This window comes from Streptomyces nymphaeiformis, from assembly GCF_014203895.1.
GTDB classification, from domain to species: Bacteria; Actinomycetota; Actinomycetes; order Streptomycetales; family Streptomycetaceae; genus Streptomyces; species Streptomyces nymphaeiformis.
In genome coordinates, this window is sequence record NZ_JACHJY010000004.1 from 659,335 (window position 1) to 676,025 (window position 16,691).

General features: G+C 73.2%; 18 protein-coding genes. 4 read left to right on the forward strand and 14 right to left on the reverse strand.

What is annotated here, in order from left to right:
• Positions 1-48: 48 nt before the first annotated feature.
• Together GGE06_RS17155 and GGE06_RS17160 are read right to left on the reverse strand one after the other, a co-directional pair.
• Positions 49-675, reverse strand: a complete 627-nt coding sequence (locus GGE06_RS17155) for a LytR C-terminal domain-containing protein (protein ID WP_116159855.1) — start codon at positions 673-675, stop codon at positions 49-51.
• A gap of 112 nt (positions 676-787) precedes the next feature.
• A complete protein-coding gene (locus tag GGE06_RS17160; protein ID WP_030209440.1) occupies positions 788-1,084 on the reverse strand; it encodes a type II toxin-antitoxin system VapB family antitoxin in 297 nt (98 codons plus the stop codon).
• A gap of 96 nt (positions 1,085-1,180) precedes the next feature.
• Between GGE06_RS17160 and GGE06_RS17165 the strand changes: the two genes are divergently transcribed.
• Positions 1,181-2,779: a helicase HerA-like domain-containing protein gene (locus tag GGE06_RS17165; protein WP_184931184.1), complete on the forward strand. Its 1,599-nt coding sequence runs from the start codon at positions 1,181-1,183 to the stop codon at positions 2,777-2,779.
• On the opposite strand, the gene GGE06_RS17170 is transcribed toward GGE06_RS17165, so the two are convergent.
• The 4 genes from GGE06_RS17170 to GGE06_RS17185 all read right to left on the reverse strand — a co-directional run bounded on the left by GGE06_RS17170 (position 2,780) and on the right by GGE06_RS17185 (position 6,794).
• Positions 2,780-4,333 (reverse strand): M28 family metallopeptidase, encoded by a 1,554-nt coding sequence (locus GGE06_RS17170; protein WP_312883167.1) that lies wholly within the window; start codon positions 4,331-4,333, stop codon positions 2,780-2,782. It lies immediately after the preceding gene.
• 173 nt (positions 4,334-4,506) lie between these two features.
• Positions 4,507-5,442, reverse strand: coding sequence for a prolyl aminopeptidase (gene pip / locus GGE06_RS17175; RefSeq protein ID WP_116159852.1), 936 nt, complete (start codon positions 5,440-5,442; stop codon positions 4,507-4,509).
• Positions 5,443-5,495: 53 nt separating this feature from the next.
• Positions 5,496-6,065, reverse strand: a complete 570-nt coding sequence (locus tag GGE06_RS17180) for an RBBP9/YdeN family alpha/beta hydrolase (protein WP_116159851.1) — start codon at positions 6,063-6,065, stop codon at positions 5,496-5,498.
• Between the two features lie 90 nt (positions 6,066-6,155).
• Positions 6,156-6,794: a TetR/AcrR family transcriptional regulator gene (locus GGE06_RS17185; RefSeq protein ID WP_184931186.1), complete on the reverse strand. Its 639-nt coding sequence runs from the start codon at positions 6,792-6,794 to the stop codon at positions 6,156-6,158.
• Positions 6,795-6,984: 190 nt separating this feature from the next.
• Between GGE06_RS17185 and wrbA the strand changes: the two genes are divergently transcribed.
• Complete coding sequence (gene wrbA, locus GGE06_RS17190; protein ID WP_116159849.1) at positions 6,985-7,593, forward strand: NAD(P)H:quinone oxidoreductase; 609 nt, start codon at positions 6,985-6,987, stop codon at positions 7,591-7,593.
• Positions 7,594-7,656: 63 nt separating this feature from the next.
• Here wrbA and GGE06_RS17195 read toward each other — a convergent pair whose 3' ends face one another.
• Entirely contained in the window at positions 7,657-7,944 is a 288-nt protein-coding gene (locus GGE06_RS17195; protein WP_030685455.1) for a metal-sensitive transcriptional regulator, read from the reverse strand.
• A gap of 80 nt (positions 7,945-8,024) precedes the next feature.
• Positions 8,025-8,657, reverse strand: coding sequence for a TetR/AcrR family transcriptional regulator (locus GGE06_RS17200; RefSeq protein ID WP_116159848.1), 633 nt, complete (start codon positions 8,655-8,657; stop codon positions 8,025-8,027).
• Between the two features lie 64 nt (positions 8,658-8,721).
• Between GGE06_RS17200 and GGE06_RS17205 the strand changes: the two genes are divergently transcribed.
• Positions 8,722-10,137 (forward strand): DHA2 family efflux MFS transporter permease subunit, encoded by a 1,416-nt coding sequence (locus GGE06_RS17205; RefSeq protein ID WP_184931187.1) that lies wholly within the window; start codon positions 8,722-8,724, stop codon positions 10,135-10,137.
• A 30-nt stretch (positions 10,138-10,167) separates the two neighbouring features.
• On the opposite strand, the gene GGE06_RS17210 is transcribed toward GGE06_RS17205, so the two are convergent.
• From GGE06_RS17210 to GGE06_RS17220, 3 genes are all read right to left on the reverse strand, one after another.
• Positions 10,168-10,584, reverse strand: a complete 417-nt coding sequence (locus GGE06_RS17210; RefSeq protein WP_184931188.1) for a YciI family protein — start codon at positions 10,582-10,584, stop codon at positions 10,168-10,170.
• Positions 10,585-10,709: 125 nt separating this feature from the next.
• Positions 10,710-11,885, reverse strand: coding sequence for a winged helix DNA-binding domain-containing protein (locus tag GGE06_RS17215; RefSeq protein ID WP_184931189.1), 1,176 nt, complete (start codon positions 11,883-11,885; stop codon positions 10,710-10,712).
• A gap of 15 nt (positions 11,886-11,900) precedes the next feature.
• The gene (locus GGE06_RS17220; RefSeq protein ID WP_184931190.1) at positions 11,901-12,692 is read right to left on the reverse strand and encodes an alpha/beta fold hydrolase; all 792 of its coding nucleotides are present in this window, start codon (positions 12,690-12,692) and stop codon (positions 11,901-11,903) included.
• Between the two features lie 185 nt (positions 12,693-12,877).
• Between GGE06_RS17220 and GGE06_RS17225 the strand changes: the two genes are divergently transcribed.
• A complete protein-coding gene (locus GGE06_RS17225) occupies positions 12,878-13,750 on the forward strand; it encodes a helix-turn-helix transcriptional regulator (protein ID WP_221518133.1) in 873 nt (290 codons plus the stop codon).
• A 17-nt stretch (positions 13,751-13,767) separates the two neighbouring features.
• Here GGE06_RS17225 and GGE06_RS17230 read toward each other — a convergent pair whose 3' ends face one another.
• From GGE06_RS17230 to GGE06_RS17240, 3 genes are read right to left on the reverse strand one after another with little or no spacing between them, the layout of a single operon-like run.
• The gene (locus tag GGE06_RS17230; protein WP_184931192.1) at positions 13,768-14,829 is read right to left on the reverse strand and encodes an aldo/keto reductase; all 1,062 of its coding nucleotides are present in this window, start codon (positions 14,827-14,829) and stop codon (positions 13,768-13,770) included.
• 9 nt (positions 14,830-14,838) lie between these two features.
• Positions 14,839-15,696: an alpha/beta fold hydrolase gene (locus GGE06_RS17235; RefSeq protein ID WP_184931193.1), complete on the reverse strand. Its 858-nt coding sequence runs from the start codon at positions 15,694-15,696 to the stop codon at positions 14,839-14,841.
• 14 nt (positions 15,697-15,710) lie between these two features.
• Positions 15,711-16,688 (reverse strand): ArsR/SmtB family transcription factor, encoded by a 978-nt coding sequence (locus tag GGE06_RS17240; protein ID WP_116159841.1) that lies wholly within the window; start codon positions 16,686-16,688, stop codon positions 15,711-15,713.
• Between the last annotated feature and the right edge of the window lie 3 nt (positions 16,689-16,691).

Below are 16,691 nucleotides of genomic sequence, written 5' to 3' on the forward strand. Positions count from 1 at the left end.
ACAGCCGGCTCCGCCGAATAAGTGCCAGCCGGCTCCGCGGAGTAGGACCTAGCGGCAGGGCTTCACGGCGGGCGCGGGCTTGGTCAGGGCGACCAGGGCCGCGTCCGCCGTCGTCTTCGGCGACAGCGTCTTGAACGCGGTCCCGATGATCAGGTCCACGTCCGCCGTCGCCCGGGTGTCCGTCTTGGTCGTGGCGCCCGCGAGCTGGGTGCCGAGGACCGGGAAGACGCCCTTGGTGGCGGTGGGCGCGCCGAGCAGCAGGCCGGCGCCGGGGACCTTCTTGTCGTAGGCGGTCGGCGCGTTCCCCACCTTGCCGATCTTGAAGCCGCGCTTCTTCAGCTCGTCCGCGGTCGTCTTGGCGAGCCCGCTGCGCGGGGTCGCGTTGTAGACGTTGACCGTGATCTGCGCGGGCTTGGGGAAGGCGGCGGCCGCGGGGGTCGGCTTGGGCGCGGGTTTGCAGTCGGTCTGCTTCCCGGCCGTCGTCTTCGTGCCCCCGTCGCCGGAGAAGACGTCGACGAGCTGGAGCGTTCCCCAGCCGGCCGCGCCGAGCACGACCACGGCGGCGGCGGACGCGAGGACGATCCTGCGCCGGCGGTGGGGGCGGCGCATGCGGGGGTAGACATCCCCCGTGATGCGGTACTTTCCGCCCATGCCGGGGGGAGTGAGCATGCTCATGAACGCAGCGTAATGCCGCCCGTCGGCGATGCCTACTTGATGATCATGTGATCGCGTCCGGATGGGGGCGAACTGACCCCGAAAGGCTCAGCCGGCCAGGGGGCCCGACGGCTCAGTCGAGTTCCAGGACGCGGGCGTGCAGCACCTGGCGCTGCTGGAGTGCCGCGCGGACGGCGCGGTGCAGTCCGTCCTCGAGGTAGAGGTCGCCCTGCCACTTCACGACGTGCGCGAAGAGGTCGCCGTAGAAGGTGGAGTCCTCGGCGAGCAGGGTCTCCAGGTCCAGCTGGCCCTTGGTGGTCACCAGCTGGTCGAGGCGGACCGGGCGCGGGGCGACGTCCGCCCACTGCCGGGTGCTTTCCCGGCCGTGGTCGGGATACGGCTTTCCGTTTCCGATGCGCTTGAAGATCACACGGAAAGCCTACCGGGCGAGCGGTCCCCGGCGCAGCCACGCGCGGGCAGTGGGATGCTGGTGCGAACCGTGACAAATCGGAATTGGGGTGCCGTCATGAGCGTCAGCGAGCAGCCGCCGGAGGCCGGAGCGACCGGGACGGCCCCCGCCTCCCTGGCGGGGCCCGCCGCCGAGATCGCCGCCGGATACGCCTTCGACGGACCCGCACTCGAACTGGGTGCCCTGCTCTGGGACGGCGTCTGTCACCCGGACGCGCGCATCCGCGTCCCGCTGCCCGTGCTCAACCGGCACGGTCTGGTCGCCGGCGCGACCGGCACCGGCAAGACGAAGACGCTCCAGCTGATCGCCGAGCAGCTCTCGGCGAACGGCGTGCCCGTCTTCCTCGCCGACATCAAGGGCGACGTCTCCGGGGTCTCGGCCCCCGGCCAGGACGGCGCGAAGGTCCGGGAGCGCGCCGGGGAGGTGGGCCAGGACTGGCGGGCCCGCGGCTTCCCCTGCGAGTTCTACGGGCTCGGCGGCACCGGCCCCGGCATCCCGGTCCGCGCGACGGTCACCGGCTTCGGCCCCGTGCTGCTCTCCAAGGTGCTCCAGCTCAACCAGACGCAGGAGCAGTCGCTCGGCCTGATCTTCCACTACGCCGACTCCAAGGGCCTGGAGCTCGTCGACCTCAAGGACCTGCGGGCGGTGGTGGCCTTCCTGGTCTCGGACACGGGGAAGGCCGAGCTCAAGGGGATCGGCGGCCTGTCGACGGTGACGGCGGGGGTGATCCTGCGGTCGATCACGGCCTTCGAGCAGCAGGGCGCGGGGGGCTTCTTCGGGGAGCCGGAGTTCGACACGGCCGAGCTGCTGCGGACGGCGCCGGACGGGCGGGGGATCGTCTCGGTCCTGGAGCTGCCGGCGGTGCAGGACAAGCCGCAGCTGTTCTCGACGTTCCTGATGTGGATGCTGGCGGACCTGTTCGGCGACCTCCCGGAGGTCGGCGACCTGGAGAAGCCGAAGCTGGTGTTCTTCTTCGACGAGGCGCACCTGCTGTTCAGCGGGGCCTCGAAGGCGTTCCTGGAGTCGATCACGCAGACGGTGCGGCTGATCCGCTCGAAGGGCGTCGGGGTGTTCTTCGTGACGCAGACCCCGAAGGACGTCCCCTCGGACGTGCTTGCGCAGCTCGGCAACCGGGTGCAGCACGCGCTGCGCGCGTTCACCCCGGACGACGCGAAGGCCCTGAAGGCGACGGTGCGGACCTTCCCGAACTCGCCGTACGACCTGGAGGAGGTGCTGACCGGCCTCGGTACGGGCGAGGCGGTGATCACCGTACTGAGCGAGAAGGGCGCCCCGACCCCGGTGGCGGCGACCCGGCTGCGGGCCCCCGAGTCGCTGATGGGCCCGGTGGACGCGGCGGCCCTGGACGCGGCGGTGAAGGCCTCCCCGCTGTACGGGCGGTACGCGGAGGCCGTGGACCGGGAGTCGGCGTACGAGAAGCTGACCACCGAGCAGCGGGCGGCGGAGGAGGCGGCGCTGGCGGCCGCGTCCGCCGAGGAGAAGAGGGCCCCTCAGAAGAAGAAGGAGAAAGAGGAGCCCTCGCTCGCCGAACAGGTGGTGGGCAGCGGGATCTTCACGTCCCTGGCCCGGTCGGTCGGCACCCAGTTGGGCCGGGAGATCAGCCGCTCGCTGTTCGGGACGGCCCGCCGGAGGCGGTAGCTACCGCGTCACCTCGTCGTGGTCGCCGTGCAGGCCGCCGCCGCTGCCCGCGTCGCCCGTGGTCGGGGTGGAGACGACCGGCTTGCGCAGGGAGGAGACGTCGTGGGCGTAGGTGCCCACGGCGTTGGCGATGACGTCGATGTTGGCGTCGAAGGCCGTCATGTCGATGTTGCCGAGGTCGTCCCCCGCGGCGTGGTAGTTCACGTCGTACGCCACGCCCGCCGTGCCGCCGAACTTGGCCGCCTGGGCGGGGGTCTTGATGCCCTCGGCGCCGGTGAAGGTGCCGCCGGAGGGGATGCCGACCTTGATGAACGGGCCGTAGTCGGAGCGGCCGGTGAAGTCGGTGCCCTCGTGCGGGACTCCGCGCCGGTCCATGAAGTCGTTGATGTCGCGCTCCAGTTGGGCGGAGCCCTCGGGGCCCGCGCCGGCGCCGACGCCGTCCGAGTTGTCGCCGTCGTACACGAACAGGCCGTAGTTCGGCGAGGCGATCATGTCGAAGTTGAGGTAGAGCTTGATCTCCTTCCGGCCGAGGTCCGAGAGGGTGTTGACGTAGTGCTCGGAGCCGAGGAGGCCGACCTCCTCCGCCGACCACCAGGCGAAGCGGACCTTGTTGCGGACCTTTTCCTTGGACTTGGCGAGTTCCAGGGCGGTCTGCAGGAGGCCGGCGGAGCCGGAGCCGTTGTCGTTGATGCCGGGGCCCGCGGTGACGGAGTCGAGGTGGGAGCCGAGCACCACGGTGTTGGCGGCGTTGCCGCCCCTGGTCTCCGCGATGACGTTGTTGGTGGTGCGCTTCTCCTGGAGCTGGCGGATCTCGAAGGAGAGCGAGACCGGGCCCTCGGCGAGGTCGGCGGCGAGCTGCGTGCCCTCGGCCAGGCTGATCCCGCCGGTGGGGATCTGCCCGGATTCGGGGGCGCCGAGGGTGCCGGACAGGGCGCCGTCGACGTTGTTGTAGACGATCGCGCCGGCGGCGCCGGCCGCGGCCGCGTTCTGCTGCTTGATCGCGAAGGAGCAGACGCCGCGCTTGATCAGCGCGATCTTCCCGGTGAAGGCGCCGGAGGCGAAGTCGCCCGGTTCGCAGCCGGTGGAGCCGTCGGCGTCGACGGGGACGGCCGCGAGCTCGGCGGTGATGCCGCCGACGGGCGTGGACTTCGTGTACGTCATCGCCTTGATGCCGAGCGTCCGGGGCGCGGGCGCGAGGACGGAGGCCTTCTCTTCGAGCGTCTGGGTGTAGACGAAGTCGAACTGCTGGTACCGGACGTCGTATCCGGCCTTCTTGAGCTGCGTGTACACGTAGGCGGCCGAGGCGTCGTGGCCGAGGGTGCCGGCGGCGCGGTTGCCGCCGGCGGAGTCGGCTATCGCCTGGAACTTCTGCAGGTGCCGGTAGGCGTCCTGGGCGGTGGTCTCGCGGACCAGCTTCTTCGCCAGCCGGGCGGCATCGCGGGCGGGTGCGGCCGTGGGGTCCTGACCCGCGGTGGCGGGGGAGGCGAGGACCAGGGGGGTGGCGAGGGCGGCTGCGGCGAGGATGGCCGCGGCTCGGCGCTGGGATGCGTTCACGGAGGTGCCTTCCCGGTACGGACGAGGTTGAGGGGAAGTTAGCGATATCGGGGGCATGCTGTGAACAGATCTGTCGCAATTCCTGTCAGGTCGCACAGGAATGCAATGTGGAATTATCAATTCCCGCTCCGTCGGGCGCCTTTCGCGGCCTTCGCGGCCCACGGGGGCGGGCGTCAGGCCTGCGCGAAGCGGTCGAGGGCCTTCAGGATCAGGTCCCGGGTCTCCTCGCCGCCCAGGTGCCCCCGGCCCTCCACCACGTGCAGCTCGGCACCCGGCCAGGCGCGGGCCAGCTCCCAGGCGGTGGTGAGCGGCCCGCCCATGTCGAGCCGGCCGTGGATCAGGACCCCGGGGACGCCGGCGAGCCGGTGCGCGTCGCGGATCAGCGCGCCCTCCTCCAGCCAGACGCCGTGCGCGAAGTAGTGCGAGCAGATCCGGACGAAGCCGATCCGGGTGTCGTCGACCCGGTCGGTGTACGGGGTGCCCATGCCCTCCGGCGCGAGGACCGCGTCCTCCCAGGCGCACCAGTCGGCCGCCGCCTTCTCCCGTACGGCACGGTCGGGGTGGTTCATGAGGGCCGCGTACGCCCCGACCAGGTCGTCCGCGTGGCCCGCGCCCGCCCGGAAGCGCTCGTGGGCCTCGGGGAAGAAGCGGCCGACGCCCTCGTACAGCCAGGCGGTCTCGGAGCGGCGGGTGGTCGTGACGGAGGCGATCACGATCTCCGACACGCGCTCGGGGTACGCCTCCGCGTACGCCAGGATCAGCGTGGAGCCCCAGGAGCCGCCGTACAGCAGCCACTTGTCGATCCCGAGGTGCTCCCGCAGCCGCTCCATGTCGGCCACCAGGTGCGCGGTGGTGTTCACGGACAGGTCGGCGGCCGGGTCGCTCGCGTGCGGGGTGGAGCGCCCGCAGCCCCGCTGGTCGAAGAGGACGAGCCGGTACGCCTCCGGGTCGAAGTACCGGCGGCTGCGCGGGGAGGAGCCGGAGCCCGGCCCGCCGTGCACGACGAGCGCGGGCTTGCCGTCCGGGTTCCCGGAGACCTCCCAGTGGACGAGATTGCCGTCGCCCACGTCGAGCAGGCCCTGGTCGTACGGTGCGGTCTCGGGATGCATCCGGCCGACGCTACCGGGCGCGGGTGCCACGGGTCGCGGTGTTTCCCCGCCCCCTACGGCTTCGTGTTCGCCCGCACCCGTACCGCCGGGTCCTCGCACCACTCCAGGAGCGAGGGCCACTCCCCGTACCCCGAGTCGGGGTTGAGGTGCTCGCCGGCCGGTACGAGGTCCAGGTCGAGGCCGAGCGGGATGCCGTAGTGCAGGTCGGCGCCCTCGGGGCAGTACGGGTCCCCGTCCCCGTACACGAGCCGCGCCTTGAGCCCCGCCTCCGTGAGGTCGAGGCCGTCGGCGAAGGCGGCGATCTCCGGGATGGAGGCGGTGACCTGCGGGGAGGGCGGGGAGACCAGGAGGACCCGGTCGGCGTCCGGCCGCCGGTCCCCGGCGCGCAGCCAGAGCAGCACCGACAGGCTGTGCGCGAGGACCACGAACTCGCCCTCGGCCGGGCGCCGCCCGTGCTCCTCCAGGGCGTCGAGCCACTCGCCGAGGACGGGCGCGTCGGGCGAGGGCAGCTGGGGGTAGCGGACCTCGTGGCCGCGCTCGCGCAGCCGCCCGGCGAGCCAGTGCTGCCAGTGGGCGGGCGGGCGGTGGTTCTGGAAGCCGTGCAGGATCAGATACGTGGTCATGGCAGGATCCTGCGACGACGGGGCCCGCCGGTCCACCACCGTCCACGGAGCGGTCCAGGGCCTGTCCGACCCTGATCCGCCGGACAGGCCCTAGCCCCGCAGGGTCAGCAGCTCCTTCACGCCCGCCTTGAGCCGGGCGGCCGAGAGTTCCTGCTCGACCGTCAGGTGGTGCATGACGTCGGGCGAGAACGGCGCGAGCGCGAGGTGCGCGAGGAGGGTGCTGTCGCTGCCCGGCCTGAGCTGCCCGATGAGCAGGGCCATGTGCGTGTGCATCACCCGGTACGCGCCGCTGTGGTAGCGGGCGCGGGGCGCGGCGGAGTGCGCCGCGAGCAGCAGGGCGCGCTGGGCGCCGACCCGGTCGACGAGCGCGTCGAGGAAGGCGTCGAGCCGTTCGGCGGCGGGGGCGCCGGGGCCCAGCGGGGGAGGGCCGCTCATGTACGCCTCCTGGAACTGGCGCTCGCGGTCGTCGAGGAGCGCCCAGAGCAGCTGGGAGACGTCGCCGAAGCGGCGGTAGACGGTGCCGACGCCGATGCCGCTGGCGTGGGCGACCTGGTTCATGGTGACGGCGTCGGGGCCGTCCTCGGCGACGATCCGGGCGGCCGCGTCGAGGATCCTGCGCCGGTTGCGGGCCGCGTCGGCGCGCTCGGGGGCGGGCTCGTCGAGGGTGGGGAGCAGGCTGAGTACCGGCACCGCCGCCCTGTCTCCGGCCTGCGGGTTCTCCGTGCTCATCTGCCGACTCCTGTCCCTGAGCCCCGTTCCCCCGCGGTTCGTCTGCTGTCGCTTCCTGTAGTGAGCATACCCGTTCCCCTTGCGAACCGGATAGTGATCCGCTTAGGCTCGATGCAGCAAGGAAGCGGAAAGCATTCCGTTTCACTCGGAAGTCTGGCACGTTCGCACGTTCGGCTGAGGAGAATCCGCCATGTCCGTCAAGGTCGCCGTCATCTACTACTCGGCCACGGGTAGCGTCCACCAGCTCGCCCAGGCCGTCGCCGAGGGCGCCGAGAAGGCCGGCGCCGAGGTCCGCCTGCGCCGGGTGCCCGAGCTCGCCCCCGACGCCGCCATCGACGCGAACCCGGCCTGGCGCGCCCACGTGGACGCCACCGGCGACGTGGAGGTCGCGACCCTGGAGGACCTGGAGTGGGCGGACGCGTACGCGCTCGGCTCCCCGACCCGCTTCGGCAACGTGTCCGCGCAGCTGAAGCAGTACGTCGACACGACGGGCGGCCTCTGGCAGCGCGGCGTCATGGCGGACAAGCCCGCGACCGCCTTCACCAGCGCGCACAACGTCCACGGCGGCAACGAGTCGACGCTGCTCGCGCTCTACAACACCTTCCACCACTGGGGCTCGGTCATCGTCTCGCCCGGCTTCACCGACCCCGCGGTCTACGCGGCCGGCGGCAACCCCTACGGCACCGCGCACCCGGGTGCCAACGGCGCCCCGACGGAGGAGGTCCTCGCGGCCGCCCGTTACCAGGGCGCGCGCCTGACCCGTATCGCCAAGCGTCTGAAGGGCCTGGCGGACGACTGACGGCCGGAGACGGAAGTACCCCCGGGGGCCTGGCCCCCGGGGGTACTTCCGCGTCTGTCCCGGCTAGGCCAGCGACAGGAACAGCTTCTCCAGGCGGGCCCGCATCGCCTCGGGGTCCTCGCCGTTCTTCCGCCCGCCCTCGATGTCGGTCAGGCACTGCTGGAGCCCGGTCGCGATGATCGCGAACCCGGCCCGGTCGAGGGCCCGGGAGGCGGCGGCCAGCTGCGTGACGACCTCCTCGCAGTCCCGTCCTTCCTCGATCATCCGGATCACACCGGAGATCTGGCCCTGGGCCCGGCGCAGCCGGTTCAGGACCGCCTTGAGCTCGGCGCCCGCGAGATCGAGTTCCACTGCCACTCCTCCACAGATACCCCAGGGGGTAAATTTACTCCCCGGCTCGGGGTCCCGTCGAAGACCAAGGATGACACCCGTCAGGGCGTGTAGCGGCGGAGGAACATCTCCACCCCGTCCACGACGAGCCGCTCGCTCAGCTCCTCGGTGAGCTCCGTCCCGTACTGCTCGAACACCATCTGCGGGAAGACGAGCAGCGAGTACAGCTGGAGGACGGCGACCTCCAGGTCCGGGATCGCGAGCCGGCCGCGGTCGGCGAGGGCGCGCAGGGCGTCCGCGACGGCGGGGTGGTGGCCGGCCGGGCCGTGCGCGCGCCACGCGCGGCCGAGCTCGGGGAAGCGGTGGAGTTCGGTGGCGACGAGGGTGCGCAGGGCGCGGCCCTCCTCGTCGGCGCGGACGGCCCGTGCCCAGGCGCGCCCGGCCTCGGTGAGGGCGGAGCGCAGGTCCTCGGCGTCGGCGAGGGCGGAGAGGTCGGGGCCGTCGGCCTCCCCGTGCAGCGGTTCGTCGAGGGCGCCGGCGACGACGGCGGTGAAGAGGGCTTCCTTGCTGCCGAAGTGGTTGTAGACGGTGACCTTGGAGACGCCCGCCTCGGCGGCGATGGCGTCCATGCCGACGCCGAAGCCCTCGCGGAGGAAGAGGTCGCGGGCGGCCCGCACGACGGCCTGGCGCTTGCGGGCGGCGCGGGGGCCGGCGGGGGCGGGCTTGGGTTCCATGGCCGGAGCCTACCAAGCGAACTGTACTGTTGAGTTCAACTGTACTGTGCCGTACAGTTCAGTTATGGCCCTCGACACTGCCCTCGCAGACGTCCGTTCCCGCCGCTGGACCGCCCTCGCGCTGATCTGCACGGCCCAGTTCATGCTGATCCTCGACGTCACCGTCGTGAACGTCGCCCTGCCCGCCGTCGCCGCCGACCTGGACCTCGGGCGCACCGCCCTGACCTGGGTCGTCACCGCGTACACCCTCTGCTTCGGCGGCCTGATGCTCCTGGGCGGCCGCCTGGCGGACGCCCTGGGCGCCCGCCGGATGCTCCTCACCGGCCTGACCCTCTTCACCACCGCATCACTGATCTGCGGCCTGGCCCCGAACGCCACGGTCCTCCTCTCCGGCCGCGTGGCCCAGGGCATCGGCGCCGCACTGCTCTCCCCGGCGGCACTCGCCCTCGTCACCCTCACCTTCCACGGCCCCGAACGGGCCCGGGCGCTCGGCGTCTGGGCGGCCGTCGGCGGCACCGGCTCCGCCGTCGGCGTCCTCCTCGGCGGTGCCCTCACGTCCGGCCCGGGCTGGCCGTGGATCTTCTACGTGAACGTCCCGACGGGCCTGGCGCTCCTGGCCGTACTCCCGAGACTGCTCCCGAAGGACCCCGCCGCGCCCACGGTCACCCGGCACCTGGACGTCCCGGGCGCCCTCCTCGTCACCACCGCCACCGGCGCGCTCGTCTACGGCCTCGTCCAGGCGGGCGACTCGGGCTGGACGGCCCCGGCGACCCTGCTGCCCCTGGTGGGCGCGGTCGTGCTCTACGCGACCTTCGCGACGGTGGAACGAAGGACCCGCACCCCGCTCATGGACCTGAGGATGCTGACCAGGCGCCCGGTCGTCGCGGGCTCCCTGCTCATGCTGGTCGCGACCGCGCTCCTGATCGCGTTCTTCTTCCTGGGCTCGATGCGGCTCCAGCACGTCGACGGCATGGACGCCTTCCGCACCGGACTCCTCTTCCTCCCGGTCGCCCTCACCACGGCGATCGGCGCGCACCTCGGCTCCCACCTGGTCACGAAGGCCGGCCCGCGCGCCTGCGCCACCGGCGGCACGGCCCTGGCGGCCGCCGGCTGCGCGCCCCTCGCGTTCCTCAGCCCCACCGCCGACCCGTGGACGACCCTCCTGCCGGCCCTGGCCACGGCGGCCCTGGGCCTGGGCGCGGTCTTCGTCACGGCGACCACGACGGCCCTCGGCCTGATCCCCGCGCACGAGGCCGGGCTCGCCTCCGGCATCGTCAACACCTTCCACGAGGTCGGCGGCACGATCGGCGTGGCCCTCGCCTCCACCCTCGCCCTCACCACCACACCCCCCACCCCGTCCGGCTTCACCACGGCCTTCACGGCCTGCACCCTGACGGCCGCGGCAGCAGCCCTGACCTCCCCCTTCCTCATCCCCCGAGGCAGGCCCCACACGACCGGCGGGGCCCACGGGATGCACTGAGACCGGCCCGTGCGCGGGCCCGGCCACGGCTCAGTCCTGGCTCGGGCCCGTCTCGTCGATCGGGCGGATGACCACCGGGTACTCCGGGGAGCCGGGTGGGACCGGGCAGCGGGCGACCTGGGCGGCGATCTCCGTGACGCGGTCCAGGGAGGCGCAGTCCAGGACCCAGTAGCCGGCGAGGACCTCCTTGGTCTCGGCGTACGGGCCGTCGGTGACGACCGGTTCGCCGTCGGCGTCCACCGTGACGAAGCGGGTCGTGGACGGGGCGGCGAGGCCCTGCGCGTCGACCATCTCGCCGCGCGCGGACACCTCCTCGTTGATCGCGTTCATGTGGTCGAACATCGCCTTGAGCTGCGTCTTGTCCCAGGAGGGGTACTGCGCGGTGCCGCGCCCCGTCATCGCCTCGTAGTCGGCCTGCGCGCCCTGCACCATCACCAGGTACTTCATGACTCCTCCTTGCTCCTCGGGCCGTACTGCCTCTCGCAGCAGAGTCGGAGCCGGGGCGCCGTTCTCGACACCGCGCGGGCGGAAACCGGGAAAAGGGGGGAATTCACTCGATCGGCCGCCTGCGCTCACCCTGTACTGAGCTCCCGCTCCAGCGGCGTCCGGAAGCGGGGCGTCACCCGGACGTCACCCAGCCATCCCGTCAGCCGTTCCGTCTCCGCCGCGATCGCCCGCTCCGCCTCCGCGCCCGCGTCGGCGAGGAGCCGGTGGGCGAGGGCGCCGTCCGGGCGCTGCGCCCAGCCGCCGACGATCCGGCCGTTCCACCACACCGTCGGCCCGATGTTCCCGCTGCGGTCGAAGAGCGCCGCCCGGTGGGCCGGGTCCAGGTACCAGTCGCGGGCCTGCCAGCCCATCGCCGTCGGGTCGAGCGCGGGCAGCAGCGCCGCCCACGGCTCCGGCTCCGGTACGGGCTCCAGGTCGTCCGGCAGGACGTGACCCGTCCCCTCGTCCAGCGTCACCGGCAGCGCCCCGACCTCCGCGAGCGCCCTCCGCACGTCCGTGACCTTCCACCCCGTCCACCAGGTCAGGTCCGCCTCGGTCGCCGGCCCGCACGACCCGAGCCAGTGCCGCATCAGCTCCGCCCGCGCCTCCGCCGGGTCCAGCGCGGGACGGGCCTCGGCGAGCGCCCACCGGAAGCGGCTCGACGTCCACGTCCCCTGCGGCCGGCCCCGTACGATCCGCCCCTCCATGCCGAGCACCCGCAGCACCCGGCTCGCCACCGACTGCACGCCCTCCTGGCGGGTGCCGGGACCGTACACGTACGTCGACCTCAACCTCGGTACGGCCTCGCCGAGTTCGGCCCCCGTCGCCTCTCCCCGTACGGCCAGCTCCGCGAGGACGAGCCGCTCGGTCTCCGCGAGCCAGGCCCCGTCGAAGTCGCTGCCGGCCGCCAAGTGCTTGAGGAGCGCGGTCCGTTCGCGGACGGCGGCTGGCCGGGTCGTCGAGGCCTGGACGGCGGCGGCGAGGGAGGACGGGAAGACGAACACCGTGTGCCGCATGCCGTGCATCCGGACCAGCGCCCCGTCCTCGTACAGCGCCCGCTCCACCGCCCCCACCGGCTCGACGCCCCCGCGGAGCCGCGCCGCCACCGCGAGGAAAACGCTCGCCGGATCCGTCCCGTGCAGCGCCACGAGCGCACCCCCGGCCTCCGCCGCCGACCCCGCCCGCGCACTCCCCGCCAGCCGGTGCCGCACCCCGAGCCGGGCCCGCCGCTCCGCCGCGTCGATGAACCTCGTGTCTCCCATGGGCCCATGATGGCGTCAGGCCCCCAGGAACCCGGTCACCGTCTTCACGAACTCGTCCTCCTTCTCGAAGAACATGACGTGACCGGCGTCGATCTCCGCGTACGTGCTGCGGGCGATCGCCGCGTGCAGCTCCCGGCTGTTCTCCACCGGCACGGTGATGTCCTGCGTCCCGCCGATGACCAGCGTCTCCGCCGTGATCCGGGGCAGCAGCGCGCGGATGTCGACCGCCAGGTCCAGCGCCACGTGCCGCAGGGTGCCCGGCGTGGGCGGCATGTTCGGGATGAGGGCCTCGACGCCCTCGCGGCCGATCGAGTTGAGGAAGCCGCGGCTGAACCCGGTCATCGTCACGCTCCGCCCGAAGCCCGCCGGGTCGAACTCGCCGAGCCGCTGCCACAGCGTGAACAGGTTCCGCAGGTACTCGTCGCCGCCGGTGTACGCCCACCCCGCGACCAGCACGAGCCGCTCGACCAGGTCGGGGCGGAGGGCGGCGACGGCCGCGGACACCGGGGCGCCCATCGAGAACCCGAGGAGGTCGACCGGGCCGAGGCCCGCGTCCTCGATCACCGCGATCACCTGCGCGGCGAGCGTCTCGACGGTCAGCGCCCCGCCGTCGTCGACGGTCCGGTCGGCACCGGACAGGTCCAGGGTGATCACCCGGCGGTCCCCGGTGAAACGGGGCGCGGTCTGGCCCCAGTTGATGACGGCGCCGCCGGAACCGGTGCCGTGCACGAGGAGGAGCGCGGGCCCGGCGCCCGAGCCTTCGACGTCGTAGTGGACGCGGGCGGTGCCGACGGTGACGGTGGCCATGATCTCTGCTCCAGGTGGATCCGGGCTCCCCGGTGGGGAGGCGGTGGCTGACCCCGGCCGTTCCCCGGCGGGGAGGCGGTCGGTGGCTGACACCGAGGACTCTGCCGACCCCCGGAAGCGCCCGGGAGAGCCCTTCCGAGCCTGGGACCGCCGATCCCTGGATACGGCCGCCCGCACCCGGCACCATGATCGGCATGACGACCGACCGCACCGACCGCGTCGACCGGCGCGAACTCGCCGACTTCCTGCGGCGTTCCCGCGAACGGGTCCGCCCCCAGGACGCGGGCCTCCCGGCCGGCCCCCGGCGCCGCACGCCCGGACTGCGCCGCGAGGAGGTCGCCCAGCTCGCCGGCATGTCCGCCGACTACTACATCCGCCTGGAGCAGGCCCGCGGCCCGCAGCCCTCGCCGCAGATGCTCGGCGCGCTCGCCCGCGCGCTGCGCCTCGACAACGACGGGCGCGACCACCTCCACCTCCTCGCCGGCCACCGACCGCCCGCCGGCGCCACGGCCGGCGACCACGTCGCCCCGGGCCTCCTCCACCTCCTGGACCAGCTGGAGACGACCCCCGCGCAGATCCTGAGCGACCTCGGGGACGTCCTCGCCCAGAACGCGATGGCCCAGTCCCTGCTCGGCGGGGTGTGCACGGTGTCCGAGCACGGGCGGAACGTGGTGTGGCGCTGGTTCGCCGACCCGGCGAACCGCGCCGCGTACCCGGCCGAGGAGCACGCGTACTACAGCCGCCTGCACGTCGCCGACCTGCGCGCCGCCGTCGGCCGCCGCTCCGGCGACCCGGCCTCCCTGCGCCTGGTGGAACGCCTGCGCGGGGCGAGCGGGGAGTTCACGGAGCTGTGGGAGCGGCACGAGGTGGCGGTCCGCCGGCACAGCCGGATGCGGGTCGCGCACCCGGTGATCGGCGCGGTCGACCTGGACTGCCAGGTGCTGCTCGCCCCGGAGGGAGAGCAGCGCCTCGTCCTCTACACCCCGCCGCCGGGCACGGACGCGGGGGAGCGCCTGGCCCTGCTGCGGGTGGTGGGCACGGAGCAGTTCGCCCGGTAGGCGGTCGCCCGGCGCGCTCAGACGGCGGCGGCGCGCTCTCCCAACGGCCGCCGCCGCAGCGCCGGATCGGCGAGGACGGGCGACCGCCAGGCGCCGTCCGGCTGGTACAGGTTGGTCCCCGGCGGGACGATCGCGTCGATCCGGTCGAGGGCCTCGTCGGCGAGGACGACCGGCGCGCCCTTGAGGAGCCCTTCCAGCTGCTCCATCGTCCGGGGCCCGATGATCACGGACGTGACGGCCGGGTGTGCGGCGGCGAAGGCGATCGCGAGCTCGGGCAGGGAGCACCCGATCTCGTCGGCCAGCGCGACGAACTCCTCGACGGCGTCGAGCTTGGCGGCGTTGACGGGCAGCGAGGGGTCGAAGCGGTGCGGGGTGAGCGCGGCCCGCCCGCTGGTCAGGTCGATCGCCTGCCCCTTGCGGTACTTGCCCGTGAGGAAGCCGGACGCGAGCGGACTCCAGGTCAGCACCCCCATCCCGTACTTCTGGGCGGTGGGCAGCACGTTCGCCTCGACGCCGCGCGCGAGCAGCGAGTACGGCGGCTGCTCGGAGCGGAAGCGGCGCAGCCCGCGCCGCTCGGCGACGGCGTGCGCCTCGGCGATCTCCTCGGCGGGGAAGGTGGAGCAGCCGAAGGCCCGGATCTTCCCCTGGGTGACGAGGTCGCCGAGGACGTCGAGGGTCTCCTCGATGTCGGTCCGATGATCGGGCCGGTGCACCTGATAAAGATCGATCCACTCCGTACCGAGCCGCTTGAGGCTGTTCTCGACGGCGAGGGTGATCCAACGCCGGGAGGACCCGCCCCTGTTGGGGCCTTCGCCGCCCACCGGGAAGTACACCTTGGTGGCGAGGACGGTCGCCTCGCGGCGCCGCGGGTCGCGCAGCGCCTTGCCGACGATCTCCTCGGACTCGCCGCCCGAGTACATGTCGGCGGTGTCGACGAAGTTGATGCCCTGGTCGAGGGCGGCGTGAATGATCCGGACGGACTCCTGGTGGTCCGGATTGCCGACGGCTCCGAACATCATGGTGCCGAGGCAGTAGGTGCTGACGTCGATCCCGGTCCCGCCGAGTATCCGATAGCGCATGGCCGCACTCTAGGAACTGGAGTGCACTCCAAGGCAAGGGTCGAAGGAGTCGTCCAGGAATCCGAGGATCGCCCCGCTCAGCACCTCGGGCCGCTCCAGGTGCACGTCGTGCCCGGCGCCGGGCACGCTCATCCCGTGGAGGCCGGCCTGGATCCGGACCATCTCGGCGTACTCGTCCCCACCGATGATCCCGCCCTGCGCGCCCTCTCCGAGAACGGCGAGGGCGGGACGGCGAACGGCGGCCCACTCGCCCCAGAAGGCCCGACGGCCGTTCTCGTCCAGGGACCGCACCATGACGTCGACCTCGAACCGCGGCCGGAATCCCCCGTCCCGCTCCTCGAGCCCGTCGGCCCATCCTTCCCCCACGGCCCGCTTGCCGTTCCCGAGGTACTCGACGGCCGCCTCCCGCGAGGGGAAGGGCACCGGCCAAGCCCGGAGCCAGCCCCCGATGAGCTCACCGAGGCCCGGGTCGCCGGGTCCGGGCCCGGCCTCGACGAGGACGAGCGCGCGGGGGAGCCGGGGATGGGCGGCGGCGGTGAGGAGCGCGGTGTGGCCGCCGAGCGACTGACCGACCAACAGGGGCCGTACGAGGCCGAGTTCCTCGACGACGGCGACGACATCGGCGACGTACGCGGCACGCGAGACGTCCGCCGGGTGCCGCTCGCTGCGGCCGTGCCCGCGCTGGTCGAGGGCGACGACCCGGTGACCGGCGTCGCGGAGCAGCCGGGCGACGGCGTCCCACTCGCCGGAGTGCCCGGCGAGCCCGTGGAGGAGGAGGGCGTCGGGCCCGGAGCCGCCCCAGTCGCGACAGGACAGCCGTACGCCGTCGCGTACGAGGGTGGACTCGGTCCAGTCAGAAGAGGTCACCCGCCCATCCTCCCTCACGGGTGCAGGAGTTGATCGGCGACGGCGGTGCGGGCGTAGAGGACGGAGCGGCCGCTGCGGTGGGCGGTGACGAGGCCGGCGTTGCGGAGGGCGATGAGGTGCTGGGAGACGCCGGCGGCGGACATGCCGCACTGGCCGGCGAGCTGGGTGGTGGAGGCTGGGGTGTCGAGCTCGGTGAGGAGCAGGGTGCGGGAACGGCCGAGGACGGCGGCGACGGCGTCCACGGCGTCGGCGGTACGGGGCTCCCAGACGCTCCCGAATCCGCGGGCCGGGTAGGCGAGTTGGGGCGGATCGGGGTGGACGGAGCGGGTGAGGACGCTGGGCCAGGCGAAGACGGAGGGGATGAGGAGCAGCCCGGAGCCCGCCTGGTCGCGGGTGAGGGCGCAGTGCCGCCGTACGAGCCGCAGGGTGCCGTCGTCCCACCGTACGGTCTCGTGGAGCTCGCTCAGGACCCGCGCGGAACCGTGCTCGGCGACCTGCCGGGCCCGGTGGAAGACATCGGCCTCCAGGACCTTCTGGATGCGGGCCCAGTAGGGGGCGAGGGCGAGCTCCCAGTACGTCTCGATCTCGTCGGCGATCCTGGGCAGGACGGCCCCGGGGTCCTCGCGCAGCAGCCGGAGCCGGGGTTCGCGACTGCCGTCGCGCTCCAGCGCGTCGAGGTCGTCGCGTACGTCGTCGGCGCGGGCGCGGCGGAGGGCGTCGAGCTCGGCGGCGAGGGTGGGGAAGGGCCCGGCGGGTGTGGGGTTGAGGAAATCGGCGAGGTACCCCTGAGGGGGTACGAGCGCGGCGAGCCAGCCGCGGTCGAGCCCGGCGCGGACGAGCCGGGGACGCACCTGGGCGGCCCAGCGGCCGTGCGGGGCGGAGTCGGGACGGTGGGCGACGATCCGGTAGCTGGTGACGACCTCCCACATGGGGGAGACGGCGAAACGGGTCTGGGCGAGATCGGCGGCGGAGAAGCTGAGGCCGGCGTCCATGGG

Coding starts and splice junctions, on each gene's coding strand:
- GGE06_RS17155 (WP_116159855.1), bottom strand. CDS start 675: ATGAGCATGCTCACTCCCCCCGGCATGGGCGGAAAGTACCGCATCACG.
- GGE06_RS17165 (WP_184931184.1), top strand. CDS start 1,181: ATGAGCGTCAGCGAGCAGCCGCCGGAGGCCGGAGCGACCGGGACGGCC.
- pip (WP_116159852.1), bottom strand. CDS start 5,442: ATGCATCCCGAGACCGCACCGTACGACCAGGGCCTGCTCGACGTGGGC.
- GGE06_RS17180 (WP_116159851.1), bottom strand. CDS start 6,065: ATGACCACGTATCTGATCCTGCACGGCTTCCAGAACCACCGCCCGCCC.
- GGE06_RS17185 (WP_184931186.1), bottom strand. CDS start 6,794: ATGAGCACGGAGAACCCGCAGGCCGGAGACAGGGCGGCGGTGCCGGTA.
- wrbA (WP_116159849.1), top strand. CDS start 6,985: ATGTCCGTCAAGGTCGCCGTCATCTACTACTCGGCCACGGGTAGCGTC.
- GGE06_RS17200 (WP_116159848.1), bottom strand. CDS start 8,657: ATGGAACCCAAGCCCGCCCCCGCCGGCCCCCGCGCCGCCCGCAAGCGC.
- GGE06_RS17205 (WP_184931187.1), top strand. CDS start 8,722: ATGGCCCTCGACACTGCCCTCGCAGACGTCCGTTCCCGCCGCTGGACC.
- GGE06_RS17210 (WP_184931188.1), bottom strand. CDS start 10,584: ATGAAGTACCTGGTGATGGTGCAGGGCGCGCAGGCCGACTACGAGGCG.
- GGE06_RS17215 (WP_184931189.1), bottom strand. CDS start 11,885: ATGGGAGACACGAGGTTCATCGACGCGGCGGAGCGGCGGGCCCGGCTC.
- GGE06_RS17220 (WP_184931190.1), bottom strand. CDS start 12,692: ATGGCCACCGTCACCGTCGGCACCGCCCGCGTCCACTACGACGTCGAA.
- GGE06_RS17225 (WP_221518133.1), top strand. CDS start 12,878: ATGATCGGCATGACGACCGACCGCACCGACCGCGTCGACCGGCGCGAA.
- GGE06_RS17230 (WP_184931192.1), bottom strand. CDS start 14,829: ATGCGCTATCGGATACTCGGCGGGACCGGGATCGACGTCAGCACCTAC.
- GGE06_RS17240 (WP_116159841.1), bottom strand. CDS start 16,688: ATGGACGCCGGCCTCAGCTTCTCCGCCGCCGATCTCGCCCAGACCCGT.